Origin of the sequence: Streptomyces sp. NEAU-YJ-81, assembly GCF_017592595.1 — a bacterium.
Taxonomy (GTDB): Bacteria; Actinomycetota; Actinomycetes; order Streptomycetales; family Streptomycetaceae; genus Streptomyces; species Streptomyces hygroscopicus_B.
Genome location: NZ_JAGFNO010000001.1, coordinates 492,692 through 508,937, shown reverse-complemented (window position 1 = coordinate 508,937; position 16,246 = coordinate 492,692). Strand labels below are relative to the sequence as shown.

The following is a 16,246-nucleotide window of genomic DNA, read 5'->3' as shown; positions in this document are numbered from 1 at the left end:
CGATGGGTGCCATGCCCGCTGAGCTGGGAAAACATCAACTCTGGACGGACCCCGGACACGGATCCGGCCGGTCGCCCAGACCGGCACGACGACCTGAACAAGCCCTTCGGCCCATGCCCCGGCCCCCGTAGCCAGTCACACAGCAACACCAGAGGCCCCCTTCCACAACTGGAAGGGGGCCTCTGAACTGCGCGCTCGGCAGGATTCGAACCTGCAACCTCTTGATCCGTAGGTTCGGGCAGGGGGCTGGTGCGGGCCTCGGCCGCGGTCCAGTCTGGTGCTCACAGCGAGCCAGTGACAGGCGTCGTAGGCCGTCGTTGATGTCAGCGCTGATGTCACGTTGGCTTGTGGGTCATCTGAGCGATGCGGGCCTCCCCCGTGGGCTGTCCAGGGACTGTCGCCGTGCGGGAGTATGGCAGAGACGATCTGCCTTTGTGTCTATGGGGGTTATAAGGTGGCGCGGCGGAGTCTTTCACGGCAGGAGCTGATCCGACGACGGCGTCGGAGCGGGCTAGTCGGACGCCAGGGGGAGCTGACTGCGTTCAAGGATGCTCTGCAGCAGTCGCCGGAAGAGGCTACCCAATTTCTCTTCCACATCCGTGGCCCAGCTGGCGTCGGTAAGTCCACCCTGGTACGGCAGCTGGAATCAGTTGCCCGCGAGGCGCAAGCCATCACAGCCTACGTGGATGAGTCGGCAGCAGACATCGTCGAGACCATGGAAACCATCAGTTCGCAGTTCGCTCAACAGAACGTGGAACTCAAAGGTCTCGACAAGCTGCTGGCCAACTACAGGCAGCGGCGACACGAAGCCGATGTCAGCGCGGCCACGACCGGTGCGTCCGGCGCGACGGCAGAAACAGGCCAAGGACTAGAGCAGCAGGGTTTATTACCATCAAAGGTGATTGCCTCCCAACTCGGCCTGGCGGGCTTGGGTCTGATCCCCGGGGTCGGGGCGTTCGCCGGTGCAGTTGACCCCCAACAGGTAGCGGCGGGTGCTGACCGGTTCAAGGCGCTGGTGAGTGCCCGGTTGCGTAGTCACGAGGACGTTCAGCTCGTCCTGTCTCCGCTGCAGATCCTCACTCCAATTCTCCTGGAGGGTCTGGCCGAGGCAGCGGGACGCCGATCTTGGGTGGTTCTGTTCTTCGATACCTACGAGCGGACCGGGCCGCTGTTGGACTTGTGGCTGCGGGACATCTTGGTCAGTGACCGGTACGGGCAACTGCCAGCCAACGTACTGGTAGTCCTGGCGGGGCAGTCTCGGCTGGATGTCCGACACTGGGGTGATTGGCTAGACCTGGTCACCGATCTTCCACTGGAAGTGTTCACCGATGCGGAGGCACGCCAACTCCTCGCCACCAAAGGCATCACCGATGAAAAGGTCATCGAGGTGATTCTCGACTTGTCTGGGCGGCTACCGGTACTGGTCTCGACCCTTGCCGAAGCACGTCCCTCCAGCGCTGCGGATGTGGGGGATCCCAGCGGCACCGCCGTCGAGCGGTTCCTCAAGTGGGAGACGAACCCAGCCCGCCGCGCTGCTGCCTTGGCCTGCGCTCTCCCACAGGAGCTTGACGAGGACGTATACCGCGCGCTAGTGGACGATGAGGAGGCCAGGGAACAGTTCAGTTGGCTTCGATCAATGCCCTTCGTCATCGACCGCGCAGGCCGTAGCCGTTACCACGACGTCGTACGTTCTGCGATGCTTCGCCTACAACGCCAGCAATCCCCCCTGCGCTGGAAGGAACAACACACCCGTTTGGCAGACGCCTTCCAGCAACGGCGGGCCCAGTTGGAAGACGGCACCGCTCCAGCCGACGGCTGGTGGGAAGACGAGCGGTGGCGCAGCTACCGGCTACAGGAGACCTACCACCAAGTGTGCGCGGATCACCGTACCGCGCTCCCCCAGGCCCTGCGTGAGCTGCTCGACGCCCACGATCACGACATCACCACCCTGCGGCGATGGGTCCAAACACTCATCCAGGCTGGTCAGGACGCTGACGCCTCCTCTGTGCGCAATTGGGGGCGGGGGCTCCTGACCGCCTTGGAGGGTTCTCACCCCGGCATCGCCACGCTCACACTGCTTCTGTCCCGCGGCGGACTTGACACGTCGGGGAAGTGTCTTGCCTACATACTCCGCGGATGGGAGCACCGCCAGGCCGACGACTACGAACAAGCTTTGGCTGACTACACCAGGGCGCTGGAATTCGAGCCGAGAGGCCGAGCCTTCCGTGGCCGCGGCGAGGCTTACCGCTCTTTGGAAAGGCACGAGGAGGCCCTAACCGACTTCAACCGCGCCATCGAACTCGACCCCGCCTACGCGTTGGCCTTCGAGAGCCGCGGTCAGACGTACCGCTCCTTGGAACGGCACGAGGAGGCCCTAACCGACTTCAACCGCGCCATCGAACTCGACCCCGCCTACGCGTGGGCCATCGCCAACCGCGGTCAGACGTACCGCTCCTTGGAACGGCACGAGGAAGCCCTAACCGACCTCACCCGCGCCATCGAACTCGACCCCGAGTTCGCCTGGTACATCGCCAGCCGCGGCGAGACTTATCGCCTTGCAGGCCGACACGAGGAGGCTCTAACCGACTTCACCCGCGCCATCGAAATCAACCCTGAGTTCGCATGGGCTATCGCCAGCCGCGGTCAGACTTACGAGTCCTTGGGTCGGCACGAGGAGGCTCTAACCGACTTCACCCGCGCCATCGAAATCAACCCAAGCAGCGACTGGATCATCGCCAACCGCGGTCGGACTTATGAGTCCTTGGGTCGACACGAGGAGGCCATAACCGACTTCACCCGCGCCATCGAACTCGACCCATCCTACGTGTGGGCTATCGCCAACCGGGGCTGCGCCCGTCGCCTTGCAGGTCGATACGAGGAGGCCCTGGCCGACTTCAACCGCGCTATCGAACTCAACCCCGAAGGCTCCTTTGCCATCACCAATCGTGGCGTGACATACCGCGTTTTAGGAAAGTACGATGAAGCCCTGGTCGACCTAAACCATGCCATCGAGCTCAACCCAAACGACGGTTGGACTCACTACGAGAAAGCAGTTGCATTATATGCCACCCAGAACCCGAATTACAGAATTCATCTTGCGCGCGTTACAGAGATTTGCTCCCCTCATTCCGGCGAGTCGACCCCAGCAGTGGTCAGCAATCTGGGTAATCTATTTCTTTCCCGTTGCTTAATATCGGATTGGGAGAAAGCAGAACACTATCTGGACGCCTTCACGAATAGCGGCCCAACGCATGGACAGATCATTGAACTGCTTACAGTTATGAGCACTTTGCATCAATTAGTACCTTTGGCTGGAGAGCACCTCGCACCTCTTGCCCGTCGGCTAGAAAATACCCTCAGGGGATGCCAGTAATGGGGCCTTGCCGCATCAGCACCAGTTGTGGCGCGGCTCAAGGGGTTCATAAGCGGCATCCAACCCACCATTGTTCCCGATCAGGCTGCGAACCGGGTTCCTCGGGGAAGGTCCAGCTACACTTCGCCTCCCATCCGTTGCCGCAGTTAAGTATCTTTTGACCGACCGTCAGGCCCGGCTGATCCAGAAACTCAAGTCTCCTCCCAAGCCTGCCAAGAGCTTGGTGTTCTGCTCGGGGGGGGCGTATCTCCGCGGCGGTGGTTAATGCTTTGGGTCGGCTCGCTTCGCTGTCAGGCGCGCATACCGGCCGAAGGACGACACGTCGACTAGTTGGAACCCAGCTTGGACTATGACTCCGAGCCTGCTAGCTGCAGCTGGTGAAGAGGACGGCGGAGTAGCAGACACGTCGATGATCATGCGATCCACGAATTCCGCGAGCAACCGTGCCGCCTTGTTGGAGCTACCTTCGATCAGCACCGTCCGCGCGCCTGCCTCAGCCAAGGCGTGCAGTGCCTTCTCGGCCTCGTCACTGAGCGGGAGAAGAGGGATGCGGAAGGCGTCTTTACCATGGCCGTCCGGTACGCCTTCCTCAATCGCCCCGTTCTGTCGAATTACCAGATCGTGCGTGCAGCGGAGCTCCCTCACGGCCTGGTCGTCGTCCTCGTCGGCGCCGAGGGTATACGCCCAGGTGATGTGCGGCCTTCCCGTGCGCAGTGAGTGCAGCCATGGGCCGAGGACGAGCAGCGCTTCCTGCTCCAGGACGCCACGCTCAACCTCAACGCCGGCCTGTTCCAGCACCGCCGCGCCGCCCTCTCCGCGCGAGGTGGGGTCCATGACGGCCATCAGGACGCGGGACACCTTCGCGTCGATCAGGGCCTGTCGGCACGGCGGGGTCCGGCCGTGGTGGTTGCAGGGCTCCAGGGTCACCACTGCCGTGCCGCCCTCGGCCCGCTCCCCCGCTGCGGTGAGCGCGTTCACCTCGGCGTGGTGTTCTCCCTTGCGGAGGTGGTAGCCCTCGCCGACCGGAACGCCGTCGCGGTCGAGGATCACGCACCCGACGGGCGGGTTGGGGCTCGTCGTCCCGAGGCCCTGGGCAGAGATGGCGATTGCTCGCCGCATGGCCGTCAGTTCGTTCGGCGTGGCCATCAGAACCCCGCATTCTCCTTGACTGCGTCGAGTAGATCCCGCACGGCAGGAACATTACTCGCCGCCGCGAGAGCGTTGACCGCCGTGACTGCCTCCTGAAGAGTGCGGCCGGAACCGGAGCCGCGGGCCATGTCGAGTACGGCTGCGGCCTCGGCGGCGGCTTGCTCGTACTCCTGGATTCCGACGTAGGCCATGGCGAGCCGCGCCTGGGCGAATCCCCGGTCGCGCTGATAGACGTCCGGGAGTTCGGTCAATGCGGTCTGGAAGGTGGAGACCGCCCGGTCCGGCCGGGACAGGTTGAGCCAGCAATTCGCGCGCTGGATTTCGATATAGCTGGGCGTACAGAAATCCCCGTGCCCGGACCGGGCGTCACCGGAGGATTCGGCGGTGGCGGCGAACTCATGGGCCTCGTCCAGTTTCCGATGACAGGCGATCTCGTCTCCGTCGAGCGCAAGTCCCTGCGCCTCCTGCTGGATGGCGGCCGCCTTCATCGGTCGGGAGAGCGCTCGTTCGTGGCGCTGTACGGCCTGGGCGAGTCCGATCGCCTGGCCTGCGTTCTTCTTCCCGGCCGCGAGCTGGCTGCGCCGGAAGAGGGTCCACGAGAGCATGGCTTCATCTCCGGCTTCCATGGCCCACTCCATGGCTCGGCTCGTCCAGGTCTCCGCGCTGGGCACGTCCATGGAGTCCTCGTGAAGCCATGCGGCGGACTCGGCGTACTGGGCCGAGAGCTTCAACAGCTCCTGCCGGTGCTCACCCCGGCTGTCCTCCAGCAGACCTTGCAACATGTCGAGCTGCTGATGGACTCCCGCGAGTGCGTGACGCGGGCCGAAGAGGTTGTCTGCCCTGACCAGGGTGTGCCACATGTCGCGGAAGTGCCCGATGGCTGCTTCGCCGCGTCCGGCGGGGAGTCGGTGTGGTCTGGTGGGCTGGGGGCTCACGATCTCGGCGGAAGCGTTGACGGCACGGAGGGGTCCGCTTCCTTGCAGGGCGACACCAATTGCGTGCCCGAGAAGGGCTCGGCGATTTATCGGCACGATCTGCTCTCTTCCATCGACGTACACCGAAACCAAAACGATTTCGGGTAGCGCATCCGCGTCCGCCGAATTCGAAGGGTCCACGTGCACAATCGGCAGACCAGGAATCGCCCCCGTTGTGGGTAAGGGCGGGGGTTCGTTCGGGCCGTCTGGGCTACTGCGAGCGTAAGCCTGGTTCTGGGCAGCGGCGGCCGGTGACGGGGTACCCTCCCAGGGCCGTTCGGGCAGGTCGAGCATGTGGCCGGGAATGCCCAGTCCATCAGCGATGCGTTCCATGACGGCGACGCTGCGAATGCCCCGATCACCTCGGATGACGTCGCCGACACGCGCGCTGGTCATCTTGGTGACGGCGGCGGCGATCGCCGCGTAGCTCGCTGGGGCTCGTCTGTTGACGAGACGGAAGATCTCGCCGAAGTCCCTTCGCCTGCATGCCCGTTTCATGTCCTCGCTCAGGAGCAAGCGGTCCGGGATAGTGAGGGGGTATCCGCTGCGCCTGGCTTCACGTTCACTCATGGGCCGCTCACGAGGTGTAGGGACGTGCGTCCAGTCCAGCGTAGATCGCGCCATGGATTGGGGTACCCCATTTCGCCTCCTGGAGTACCCCGTTGGCTGTCCCGATGAGGGCGTCTCACCTGCACGCTTGTGGCCATGAAGCCAGAGCTGACAGGCCCGGATGGACGCGTGGTGGTGAGGCGTTGGACCCGCCACCCCCGTTGTGTCGCCCTGGCCCGAGCCGACTTGCGCAAGGCTCTGGCTGGTTGGGGGCTGGTCGCGGTTGAAGAGGTCGCGCTGTTGGTGCTGTCTGAACTGATAACGAACGCCGTGCGACATGCGCGGGTGCCGGGACGCCAGATCGAGACGCACTATCTGCACCAGGGCGACAAGGTGCGGATCGAGGTTCACGACGCGGCCGACCAGTTGCCCAAGCTGAGGACTCCGACCCCCGAAGCGGTACGCGGCCGAGGGCTGGTCCTGGTGGAAACGCTCGCCGATCAGTGGGGCGTCACCCCACGGCCAGCGGTGGGCAAGGCGGTCTGGGCGGTCCTCGCACTTCCTGCCGACGAACGGGCCTCACTGGCCAGTGGAGAGCGTAGAGAGGGGCAGTCGTGACGACCGCCGGAAACTCCGTAATACGGCAGGGCGATTGGACCCTGTGGACCCTGAGCACAGACGTCACCGGGAGTCCTCCGATCTTGGAGGCCGAATGCACGACGTGTGACGACTCATCCGGGGCGACTGAAGAGGCCAAGCAGCCGGAAGTGTGGTGCCTGCGTCACGCGAACCAGACGGGCCACACCGGATTCCGGATGATCATCACGAGCTTCTTCCGCGCGTCCATGGCGAACGCGGGCTCTTCCGCGACGGCTGCGCGAGGCCGAACGGCGACGCCTGACGCGTAGCCCCTCAAGGCTGGGCGGGGGTCGCAGTCGTGGAGGGACCGGCGGCCCCCGCCCTCAACAACTTCAGACCTGAAGCCGGACCACCCCTCAAACCCTGGCAGGCGCGGGGTGGTCCGGCGGAGAGTCCATGATCAGGACCCCGGTGCCGATGGTACCGGGGCGGTTGTCGTGCTCGCTTCGACTCTGCCCGTCCCCAGATGAGTTCAGACGCAGGAAAGGGATGGTGACGAGTGCGAGGCAGATGCGAGCCGGTGGGCTCGGTGGTGGCGACCGTCAGAGCGTTTACGACACGCTGGTCAGCCACCGCGATACGGAAACCGACGCGGAGCGACCACGACGGCCTGAGCCACCGCGCGGCAGCAGCTGCTCCCCGCCCGCCAGGACCGGGCAGTTCGGTCTGCTCACGCACCCGCATCCGTGACGGCGACAGTACGGCGGCCGGCCGTATCGAGCCGGGGCCGACGACCGACATGCCCCCGGCCGGGCACCCCTCCCCTCCCCGCTGGCCGTTGCTACGCGCACAACGACGATGGCCGCAGTCGGCAGATGGCCAGTCATGTAAACCGCTCTGCGTAGCCGTCCCTCGACGGCTGGCAGGTCGGGCCCGTGGTCCTGGCCGTGCCGCTGCGTCGGCGGGTTCGCAGCGATCGTCAGGCGCTCCGTGGGAGCTGTTCCGAGTGCTGACTGCGGTCGGTGGGCTGCTGGTGTGGGGTGGCGCGCTGAGTGGTCCGGGGGCGCCGCTGAGCGGGGCGGTAGACAGGAGCGGGCGGCGGCCACGGGCCGCCAGCGCGCGCGGCCCGCGCAAGCGGGCCGCCTTGATCCAGTAAGGAAACTCTGAACAGCTCACCAGAAGATCGCCGGAGGATCGCAATGCGGGGTGCGCGCGACCAACGCGCAGACGACAAGGGGGAACTGGTGCTGACCGAGCAGGAGCGGGCGCTGCTGGCCGAGATCGCGGCCATGACTGAGCGCCTGCGCGGTGAGCTGGAGGACATTCGTGCGGAGGTGATGGAGATCCAGGAAGGGCGGGCTACGGGTGCTGCTGCGCCTTCAGTTCGGCGACTTCCCGCTTGAGGGTCTGGACCTCCGCGTTCAAGGTGCGGAGCTGGTCCCGGACCTCTAGGAGGGCTTCGGTGATGGTCCCGGTGGGTTCTGTGCTCGCCGGGGCCTCGACCGTTCCGGCCGTCGTCTGGGGAGGCGTGTAGCGCTTGGCCTCGATCAGCTCGCCACCGGGGCCGATCACGTCGGCTACGTAGCTGCCGCGCCCCTGCACTGTGTAGATCAAGCCCTCTTCTCGAAGCACACGAAGAGCGCTGCGGGCGGTCATGTTGGCAATGCCGAACCGCTCTTGCAGCTCCCGATGCGAGGGGAGCTGTTCCCCCGGCTTGAGCTTGCCCGCCTTGATCTCGCTCCGGATGGCCTCGGCTGCCTGCTGATACGGCGGGCGGGCGTCGTGCGTCGACGGCGTCATAGTCCAAGGGTAGCCGGGTTAGCTCACCTAACACACCCAGACCCCTGAACTCTCATAGCTAGCTCGCTTGACCTAGCTAGCCTGGCTAGGTCATAGTGGTGGCCCGATCGCACAAGCAGTCGGCCACGAAAGGGAGTTCAACCATGGCTATGACCCGTATTCGTGTGGGGCTGCTGCCCTCCACTCAGTTCATCGCTGGCACCCTCCCGGTGCCGAAGATCAAGGACCCCAACACGGGGGAGGTCGCCACTGACCGGGACACCGGGGAGACCCTGCACACCCTGACCGTCTTCCTCATGGAAGAGGGCCGCGCCGAGCAGATGAAGATCACCGTTCCCGAGAGCGGCCTGCCGGGCGGTCTCCAGCCGGGGATGCCGGTGCGGGTGGCGGAGCTGTTCGCCACTCCGTGGGCGCGGCTCTTCAACGGCCAGTTGTCCGATGGCGTGGCCTACCGGGCGGCGTCGCTGGAGCTGGTCAAGTGACGGCCGCTGCCCCTGAGCCGGTCTATCCGGTGGCACCTGAGAGCGGGGATGACGACTCGCGGTTCACGAACGGCCTGCTCTTCGACGTGGCCAAGGTGATCGAGTCGCACGGTTACCCCAAGCTCGCATCCGGCCGTGACCTGCTGGAACTGCGGATATCCCTGTACCGATTCCTCTACACGAACAAGGACGTGCTGTGACTGTGCAGGAGGTGTTCGGGTCTGCCCCGGCTGTTGCCGGGGCGGCCCTGGCCCTGATCGGCATATGGGCCCTGTGGTGGCTGGTGCGCTATGTGCGTGCCGACAAGATGACGCGGGCGAGTATGCGGCAGGCCATCGGCGTACGGCGGCGCTGGCGTCGGCTGGCCCCGATGGTGGGACTGTCGGTGACCGACAAGACCCCTCCGGCCGTGATCGTGGCCCCGGACGGGAAGGTGCCCAAGCCCCGGGTCCTGATCCCGAAGATCAGGGTGGCCGCCGACCGGTACGGGGTGCTGGTGCACGCGGTGTGCCTGCCGAAGGTGGGGCTGGCGGAGTTCCAGCGGGCCGCCCCGTATCTGGCCGACGCCTGGCGGTGTACCCGGGTTTCGGTCCTGCCGGACAAGCCGGGGCAGCTGGTGATCCGTGGGGTGCGGGTTGATCCGCTGATCGTTCCCACCGAGCACACGCCGTCTGGGGCTGTGCCGGAGGATCTGGCGGTGTGGGATCTGGGTCTGGACGAGTACGCGCTGCCGGTGAGCGTGAGCCTGGCCAACGTGCCCGGGGTCACCGTGGCCGGGCTGCCCGGCTTCGGCAAGACGTCCCTGGTCAACAGGTTCATCTGCGATACGGCGCCGTCCGATGCGGTGCAGTACGCGGTGGCGGACGGCAAGGTGACCTCGTCCCATGAAGGCGACTACGCCGATCTGACCGAGCGGATCTTCGCATTCGTCGGTGACGATCTCGAAGAGGCGAACGCGCTGTTCACGCGGCTGGTGAAGCTGCGGCGGGACCGGTCGGCGTCCATCCGTGCCCTGCTGGGCGTGAAGAACATGTGGCACGTCGGGCCCTCAGCCACCTGGCCGCTCACCGTGCTCATCGTGGACGAAGCGCACACCTACTTCCGCGACTACAAGGGGTCGGACACGCGGACGAAGAAGCTCGCCGCGCTGGCCGCTGAGAACGCGCGGCTGGTGGAGGACCTGGTGAAGAAGGGCCGCAACGTCGGCATCCTGCTGATCATCGCGACGCAGAAGGCAACCGGGGACGCCATCCCCACCTTCATCCGCGACGTATGCCCGGTCGGCCTGTCCTTCGCCCAGAAGACCGCCGAAGCAGCCGTCGTCGCGCTCGGGGAGGACATCCGCAACTGGCCGGACGCCAGCCCCACCGCGCTCCAGGACCCCGCCTATGTCGGGGTGGCCGCAATGGCTCACCAGGGGCGGCCCGGCTTCGCCCGCATCCGCACGCCCTACGTGGCCGACGCGGACGCGGCCCGCATCGCCACCGACACAGCGCACCTGACCCGCGACCCCGCCGAACTGCTGGAAGAACTGGCGGCCTCCGCGATGCGCGTGGACGACCCGCTCACCAAGCGGGAGGCGGCCTGACCCGTTCCCTCCCCGACCCGCTCGTCACGAGACCTGGAAGGAGGTGAATCCTCTATGTCTGAGGACCGGATCACTCAGCGCACCGTGACCGTGGTCATGGGCATCATCGCGGCCCTGGCCTTCGTCTTCTCCTTCGGCAACGTCTGGGCCCTGGCCCTGCGCCTCGGCGTCCCCGCCCCCGTGGCACCGCTGATCGCGCCGATGGTGGACCTGTCCGTCGTCGGCCTCCTGGTGGCCCTGCGGTATCTGTCCCTGCGCGGCGTCCCGGCCGAGCAGATCAAGGGCGCCACTCGGCTGATGCACTTGTCCGGGCTGCTGACCCTGGCTCTCAACGTCGCTGAACCGATCGTTGCCGGGCACTACGGCCGGGCGGCCGTGGACGCGGTCGCCCCGCTCCTCCTCCTGGGCTGGGGAGCCGTCGGCCCGCAACTCCTGCGCCACTTCCATACCGTCGCCCACACCACCCAGACCCCGGCACCCGCCCCGGCCGCGCCTGACGCACCGGCCCCCGCGCCGGAGCCCGCTCCGACCGCCGAGTCGGTCCCGCCCCTGGCCACGCCGAAGCCGGAGACTTCCCTGGCGGTCACGGTGCCGGTGCCGCTGCTGAACGCGGCGCGCACCATCGCCACCACCTACCGGGCCGAGCACGGCGAGCCCATCAGCCCGGCGCAGCTCCGGGCCCGCCTCGGCGTCGCGCTGCCGCTGGCCACCGCCGCACACGCCCAGCTCTGACCCCGTGCCGGCCGTCCCGGCAATCCAGAAACCCCGCCCCGACCGGGCCGGATTCGTCATGCCCCGAGCAGCACCCGCCGAGTGCTGCCCGGGGCTCCTCTTCCTCGAAAGGACATCTCACCCGTGATAGCCCCTCTGGACCTGCGCCACGTGGCGAGCCTGGCCCTGCGGGACCTCATCCACCTCGCCCACTACCCCGACTTCGACCGCGTCCACGACCAGATCAACCGAATCCGCGGTTGCACCCGGCCGGTTCAGCTCGTCGGCTCCACCGAGACCCGCGACACGGCCACGGACACCGTTGTCCGCTCGTACAGCACTGCCGACGAGCCCACTGGGCGGCTGCTGACCGCCTGCGGCAATCGCCGGTCCTCCCGCTGCCCGTCCTGCTCGCGCCTGTACGCGGCCGACACCTACCACCTGATCAAGGCCGGGCTCTCCGGCGGCAAGAACGTGCCGGAGACCGTGCGCACGCACCCGCGCCTGTTCGTCACGCTGACCGCTCCGTCGTTCGGGCCGGTCCACAACCGCCGCACCACCGACGCGGGCGAGAACCTGGCCTGCCGCTGCGGCACCCGCCACCCCGCCGACGACCCCGCCTTGGGCACGCCGCTGTCCCCGGCCACCTACGACTACACCGGCGCCGTGCTCTGGAACGCCCACGCGGGAGCCCTGTGGGCACGCTTCACCACCTACCTGCGCCGTGAGCTGGCCGCGCACCTCGGCATGACGCAGAAGGCTCTGAATGCGGCGCTGCGGGTCTCCTTCGCCAAGGTCGCCGAGTACCAGCGGCGCGGCCTGGTCCACTTCCACGCCGTGATCCGCCTCGACGGCCCCGAGGGCAGCAACGAGCCCCCGCCCCAGTGGGCCACTGCCGAAGCCCTCACCCACGCGGTCACCGAGGCGGCCGAACGCGCCGTGCTCACGGTCACCTCCAACGCCATCGGCGAACGCCGACTCACCTGGGGCGATCAGCTCGACATCCGCGAGATCACAGCTCTGGGAGACGGTGAACTGACGGATCAGAAGGTGGCGGCCTACGTCGCGAAGTACGCCACCAAGAGCGCTGAGGACTCCGGCACGGTAGACCGCTCCCTGCGCTGCCCCCACTGCACCGGACGCGGCTACCAGCGCGGCCCCGACGGCTTCCGGGACCTGTGCGGCCCGTGCGAGGGCACCGGCCAGTCCGAACCCATCGCGGACCTGCCCGTGCACAGCCACGTCCGCCAGATGATCCGCACCGCCTGGAACCTCGGCCACCTCCCCGAGTTCGCCGAACTCAAGCTCTGGAAGTGGGCCCACATGCTCGGCTTCCGAGGCCACTTCTCCAGCAAATCCCGCCGCTACTCCACCACCCTCAGCGCGCTGCGCAACATCCGCCGCACCTGGCGCACCGAACAAGCACGCACCGCAGACGACCAGGCCGAGCTGGACGACGCGACCACCCTCGTCGTCTCCCACTGGCAATACCTGGCCTCCGGCTACAGCCCCGGCGAAGAACTCCTCGCCGCCCAGGTACGCCACGACATCGCCCAAGCACGCGACCACGCCAACCGCCGCAAGACAGAGGGAGACCCGTGGCTGTGACTCCGGGACTGCTCAACGTGGACCAGGTCGCGGCTCGTCTCCAGGTGAGCCGCTGGACGGTCTACAACCTCATCCGCTCGCGGGAGCTGGCCTCCCTGACCATCGGCCGCTGCCGACGCATCACCGAATCCGCAGTGCACGACTACATCACCCGTCAGACCGAAGGAGAGGCCGCCTGATGGCCGGGAGGAACGTCAACGGAGAGGGCACGATCGTCCAGCGCAAGGACGGCCGTTGGCACGGAGCCGCGTACGTCCTCACGCCAGACGGGACGTACAAACGGCGCTTCGTCTACGGCAAGAGCTGGGATGAGGTGCACGACAAGCTGACCCGGCTCAAGGCGGACTCGCAGAGCGGGATTCCCGTCGTCACGAGCAAGCTGAGCCTGGGCGACTTCCTGACGTACTGGCTGACCAACGTCGCCCGAATCAAGGTGCGTCCGTCCACGTACGCGGCCTACGAAACGCTCGTTCGGATCTACCTCGCTCCGGGTCTCGGGAAGAAGAAGCTGGCCCGGCTCACCGCACGCGACATCCGGGCCTTCCTCGCCACAACGGCGCGTACCTGCCAGTGCTGCGCTCAGGGGAAGGACAAGGCACGGCCGGAGCGGAAACGCCGCTGCTGCGCGCTGGGCAAGTGCTGCGAGTCGTACCCCTCCGATCGGACCGTGCGGTTCCTCCTGGTGCTGCTGCGGGCCGCTCTGGAGCACGCGGTACGCGAGGACGAGTTGCCGCGCAACGTGGCCAAGAACGTAGAGCTGAGCATGGGCACCAAGCGAGAGATAGAGCCGCTGACCGTGAAGGAAGGGCGTCAGCTCCTGGCGGCGGCGCGCGGCAACCGGCTCTGGGCGGCGTACGAGTTGGCCGTACGGATCGGCCTGCGTCGCGGCGAAGTCCTCGGCCTCCGGTGGAAGGACGTGGATCTTACGGGCGGCACGGTCACCGTCCGCCAGACGCTCCAGCGCGTTGGCGGGGAACTGCTGATCGCGGCCCCGAAGACCCAGCGGTCGGCCCGGCGGGTGGCCCTGCCTGCCGAGTGCGTGACGGCGCTCCGGGCTCGCCGTGCCCAGCAGCACGGAGACCGGCTTGCGGCCGGAGACAAGTGGAAAGACGACGGCAGTGATCTCGTCTTTACCACGAAGAACGGAACGCCCATCGAACCGCGCAACCTGAACCGCGCCTTCACCCTGCTGTGCGACAAGGCAGGGGTCCGGCGTGTCAGGTTTCATGATCTCCGGCATACCTGCGCGTCCCTACTCCACGAGCAGGGGGCCGACGCTCGGATGATCATGGAAGTGCTCGGGCACAGTTCGATCCGCGTGACGATGGACATCTACACCTTCGTCCGGCTGGACTCGCAGCGGTCCGCCTTCGATCGCGTCGGCAACGCACTACGCGAGACGTGAAGAGCCCGTGCGCCATAACACTGCATCATGTGTCGTGCGTCACGCATTGACTCGCGGGGCGAAAGGCCCGCGAGGCCACTGACCAGCAAACACCAACCTCCACACGCCTTCGATTATAAGGCAGAATTAGCACAACGCCTTGCGTATGCACATCGAGTTGCATGCACGAGGAAGGAATCAAAGGTAGGCTGCGCGCAGACAAGCCCCACGCCGAGCGTCGGCTGGCACCAAGGTCCGGCGGGGGCTCGTCGCAAAGTCCACGCCTGAAGACAGGGAGACTTCATGCAACAGCCTACTGGACCTGCACCCATCAGCCCTCGAGTCAACTCATGGAAGAGCCGCGCGCGCTCGCTGTCGTGGCAGGCGTTGCAGGGCGCCGCCTACACAGCCGGAGCAGGCATCGTGACCCTCGGCCTGCGACTCCTCCTGTCGAGCATCTGACACGACAATGTCCGACGGTTGATGTCAGAACTGATGTCACCGCATACGCCAGAGGCCCCTTCCATCACTGGAAGGGGCCTCTGAGCTGGTGCGCGCTCGGCAGGATTCGAACCTGCAACCTCTTGATCCGTAGTCAAGTGCTCTATCCGTTAAGCTACGAGCGCTTGGCTTCCCGGCGGTTTTTCTTGCCGGTCGGCGTTGCGGGGACAACATTACATGACCTCTGCCGCCAGGCGAAATCCGTTTCCCACACCCCCACTGAGCTGCGAAAACTCCGTTTTCAGGGGTTGCCGGAGCGGCCGTCGCGAGACATCGGGGAGCGGGCCTTCGCGTCGCTAGGCGTCTGAGGAGTGACAGCCAGCGTCACGGAAGGCTACAGGCTGATCGCTCTGCGTCGCTCCGATGAGAGTCCGGGCTTGGCAGGGTTATGCGGCCGCGGTCGTCCGGTGTCGCAGTCGCCGTCACCGTAGTAAGGGGAGGGTGGGCGGGCATCGTCGTGCCGGGCCGCTTCCGTGATCGTTTGCGGCGTCGCATGGAAACGACACAGGGAGCCCATGCCATAGGCACGGGCTCCCTGATCAGAGAGCGGAGGCTGAGGGATTTGAACCCTCGATGGGCTTTAGGGCCCAAACCGCATTAGCAGTGCGGCGCCATAGACCAGACTAGGCGAAGCCTCCAGCACACCGGTTTCGCTCGCGCGAGCGCGATGTGGTGTGTGCAGATGATGTCACAGCCCAGCGGGATGTCACCAATCGCGGACTACGGTACTCGGCGGGCGGGGCCCATCGCAAAGCCCTAACGCCCGGGGCGCAGCCCCAATGCCGGAGCGCAGCCCTTACGGCGGAGCGTACGCGGCGGAGCACAGCCCCCTACGGCCGAGCGCAGCCCTTACGGCCGAGCGCAGCCCTTACGGCCGAGCGCAGCCCTTATGGCGGCGCAACGCGCGCGGCGGCGGCGCGTTAGACGGGGCAGGGGCAGCGCGCCCCCGTCTGATCACTTCAGGAGTGCCCCGATGCCCCTGCTGCACCGCCTCGTCGTCACCGCCGCTCTGACGACCGCCGCCATGGCGGGCGCGATGGCCCCCGCCGGGGCCACGCCGCTGCCACTGCCGCTGCCGTTCGACGGGGAGAGCGCCGACCGACTCGTGATCACCGTCAGCCAGAACGGTGATCCCGACGACGCCTCGACCTTTGTGCTGTCCTGCCATCCGACCGGCGGTACGCACCCCCGGGCCCGGGCCGCGTGTGCGCAGCTGGACTCGCAGACCGTGTGGGGTCGGGATCCGTTCGCGCCGGTGTCGCCCGATGCGATGTGCACCGGGCAGTACGGCGGGCCGGCCATGGCTCGGGTGACGGGTCACTGGACGGGGCGTCCCGTCAACGCGTGGTTCAACCGCACCAACGGGTGTGAAATCGCCCGATGGAATCGGTTCTCCGTCGTTTTGCGCACGCCTGGGAGCTGACCTGGGGATTGGGACGGGAGTGAGAAGAGGAGAGCACGGAGAGGTTTGTCCGGGCGTGCGTCGAGACGCGTACGTCGTGCTGCGACCTCCCTCTCATCCGCCGTCACGTCCAGCTTCGGTGGCCG

The 16,246-nt window shown here is 66.6% G+C and carries 13 protein-coding genes and 2 tRNA genes; 10 read left to right on the top strand and 5 right to left on the bottom strand.

What is annotated here, in order from left to right:
- Positions 1-412 precede the first annotated feature (412 nt).
- On the top strand, positions 413-3,373 hold the full coding sequence (locus tag J5X86_RS02260) for a tetratricopeptide repeat protein (protein WP_208515124.1): 2,961 nt from the start codon (positions 413-415) through the stop codon (positions 3,371-3,373).
- A gap of 261 nt (positions 3,374-3,634) precedes the next feature.
- On the opposite strand, the gene ribD is transcribed toward J5X86_RS02260, so the two are convergent.
- Together ribD and J5X86_RS02250 are read right to left on the bottom strand one after the other, a co-directional pair.
- Positions 3,635-4,519 (bottom strand): bifunctional diaminohydroxyphosphoribosylaminopyrimidine deaminase/5-amino-6-(5-phosphoribosylamino)uracil reductase RibD, encoded by an 885-nt coding sequence (ribD, locus tag J5X86_RS02255; RefSeq protein WP_208515123.1) that lies wholly within the window; start codon positions 4,517-4,519, stop codon positions 3,635-3,637.
- Positions 4,519-6,066, bottom strand: a complete 1,548-nt coding sequence (locus J5X86_RS02250) for a hypothetical protein (protein WP_208515122.1) — start codon at positions 6,064-6,066, stop codon at positions 4,519-4,521. The genes ribD and J5X86_RS02250 overlap by 1 nt, the downstream gene beginning before the upstream one ends.
- Before the next feature lie 135 nt (positions 6,067-6,201).
- Between J5X86_RS02250 and J5X86_RS02245 the strand changes: the two genes are divergently transcribed.
- The gene (locus tag J5X86_RS02245) at positions 6,202-6,663 is read left to right on the top strand and encodes an ATP-binding protein (RefSeq protein WP_208515121.1); all 462 of its coding nucleotides are present in this window, start codon (positions 6,202-6,204) and stop codon (positions 6,661-6,663) included.
- 1,320 nt (positions 6,664-7,983) lie between these two features.
- On the opposite strand, the gene J5X86_RS02240 is transcribed toward J5X86_RS02245, so the two are convergent.
- Complete coding sequence (locus J5X86_RS02240; RefSeq protein ID WP_208515120.1) at positions 7,984-8,424, bottom strand: GntR family transcriptional regulator; 441 nt, start codon at positions 8,422-8,424, stop codon at positions 7,984-7,986.
- A gap of 143 nt (positions 8,425-8,567) precedes the next feature.
- Between J5X86_RS02240 and J5X86_RS02235 the strand changes: the two genes are divergently transcribed.
- The 7 genes from J5X86_RS02235 to xerC all read left to right on the top strand — a co-directional run bounded on the left by J5X86_RS02235 (position 8,568) and on the right by xerC (position 14,218).
- Entirely contained in the window at positions 8,568-8,906 is a 339-nt protein-coding gene (locus J5X86_RS02235) for a hypothetical protein (protein ID WP_208515119.1), read from the top strand.
- Positions 8,907-8,935: 29 nt separating this feature from the next.
- On the top strand, positions 8,936-9,106 hold the full coding sequence (locus J5X86_RS02230; RefSeq protein WP_243979203.1) for a hypothetical protein: 171 nt from the start codon (positions 8,936-8,938) through the stop codon (positions 9,104-9,106).
- Positions 9,103-10,494, top strand: coding sequence for an FtsK/SpoIIIE domain-containing protein (locus tag J5X86_RS02225; protein WP_208515117.1), 1,392 nt, complete (start codon positions 9,103-9,105; stop codon positions 10,492-10,494). Before J5X86_RS02230 ends, J5X86_RS02225 begins: the two co-directional genes overlap by 4 nt.
- Positions 10,495-10,548: 54 nt before the next feature.
- The gene (locus J5X86_RS02220) at positions 10,549-11,226 is read left to right on the top strand and encodes a DUF2637 domain-containing protein (protein WP_208515116.1); all 678 of its coding nucleotides are present in this window, start codon (positions 10,549-10,551) and stop codon (positions 11,224-11,226) included.
- 126 nt (positions 11,227-11,352) lie between these two features.
- On the top strand, positions 11,353-12,813 hold the full coding sequence (locus tag J5X86_RS02215; RefSeq protein ID WP_208515635.1) for a replication initiator: 1,461 nt from the start codon (positions 11,353-11,355) through the stop codon (positions 12,811-12,813).
- Positions 12,804-12,992, top strand: a complete 189-nt coding sequence (locus J5X86_RS02210; RefSeq protein ID WP_374229212.1) for a helix-turn-helix domain-containing protein — start codon at positions 12,804-12,806, stop codon at positions 12,990-12,992. The genes J5X86_RS02215 and J5X86_RS02210 overlap by 10 nt, the downstream gene beginning before the upstream one ends.
- A complete protein-coding gene (gene xerC, locus J5X86_RS02205; protein ID WP_208515115.1) occupies positions 12,992-14,218 on the top strand; it encodes a tyrosine recombinase XerC in 1,227 nt (408 codons plus the stop codon). The genes J5X86_RS02210 and xerC overlap by 1 nt, the downstream gene beginning before the upstream one ends.
- A 532-nt stretch (positions 14,219-14,750) precedes the next feature.
- On the opposite strand, the gene J5X86_RS02200 is transcribed toward xerC, so the two are convergent.
- Positions 14,751-14,823, bottom strand: a tRNA-Arg gene (locus J5X86_RS02200).
- Between the two features lie 422 nt (positions 14,824-15,245).
- Positions 15,246-15,336: transfer RNA gene (locus J5X86_RS02195), tRNA-Ser, on the bottom strand.
- A 335-nt stretch (positions 15,337-15,671) separates the two neighbouring features.
- Here J5X86_RS02195 and J5X86_RS02190 point away from each other — a divergent pair.
- On the top strand, positions 15,672-16,121 hold the full coding sequence (locus tag J5X86_RS02190) for an SSI family serine proteinase inhibitor (RefSeq protein ID WP_208515114.1): 450 nt from the start codon (positions 15,672-15,674) through the stop codon (positions 16,119-16,121).
- Positions 16,122-16,246: the final 125 nt, after the last annotated feature.